At 65.0% G+C, this 801-nt stretch carries 1 protein-coding gene; it reads right to left on the bottom strand.

Annotated features, from left to right (window positions below; genetic code table 11):
- The coding region (locus tag J0A65_RS24570; protein WP_269814710.1) for a protein-disulfide reductase DsbD domain-containing protein at positions 1 to 515 on the bottom strand (515 nt) is incomplete at its 3' end.
- Positions 516 to 801: the final 286 nt, after the last annotated feature.

Below are 801 nucleotides of genomic sequence, written 5' to 3'. Positions count from 1 at the left end.
AGACCGAGGCCGAAGAACACCGCCATGCTCAGCCACAGCGCCTGCTGCTGCAGGCCGTCGAGCAGCGCCAGGTCGTCGGCCTGGGCGACGTTGATGGCGCCGCCACCGCCAAGGTCGAGGGTGCGGCTCTGCGGCGGGTAGCACAGGCCGGCATCGGCACAGCCCTGCCACTGCACCTCGATACGCCCACGGGCCTCGGCCGGCAGGCTCAGTTGCAGACGGTCACGGTAGATCTGCGAGGCGCCGAAGTACTCGTCCTCATGCGCCAGCCCCATGGGCAGTTCAGGGGCATGCGCGTCCGCCAGACCGATGAACTTCAGGCGCTGCCGATACAGGTAATAGCCTGGCGCGATGTCCCAGCTCAGTGTCGTCGCGTCCCCGTCCTGCTGCTGCACATCGAACACGAACGCCTGATCGACAGGCAGGAATTCCTCGTCCGCGCGCGGGCCGTCGAACGGCAGTGCGGCGAACACGGAGGCGCAGAACAGGCTCAGCAGGAGGATGACGACACGCATGCGGGCACCTTGAAATCCAGGATGCGTCGAGCATGCCAGAGGGCAATTAACAGACGATTAACAGTGCCCGGAGCAGCGCCGATAATCCTGTCTTAATCGGGATGAGCGATACTGTCGACTCGCCCTTCTCGCGCCCTTTCGAACATGCACGTGCTCCTCACCGAAGACAACTCGCTGATCGCCAGTGGCCTGATCGCAGGCCTGCAGGCACAGGGCTTCACCGTCGCCCACACGGCCAGCGCGGCGGCGACGCAAAGCCTGTTGCAGCACAGTCACTTCGACCTGC

Origin of the sequence: Bowmanella yangjiangensis, from assembly GCF_017255015.1 — a bacterium.
In the GTDB taxonomy this organism is placed as follows: domain Bacteria; phylum Pseudomonadota; class Gammaproteobacteria; order Enterobacterales; family Alteromonadaceae; genus Bowmanella; species Bowmanella yangjiangensis.
The sequence above is the reverse complement of the archived record's forward strand: the minus strand, read 5'-3'. Positions and strand labels throughout refer to the sequence as shown.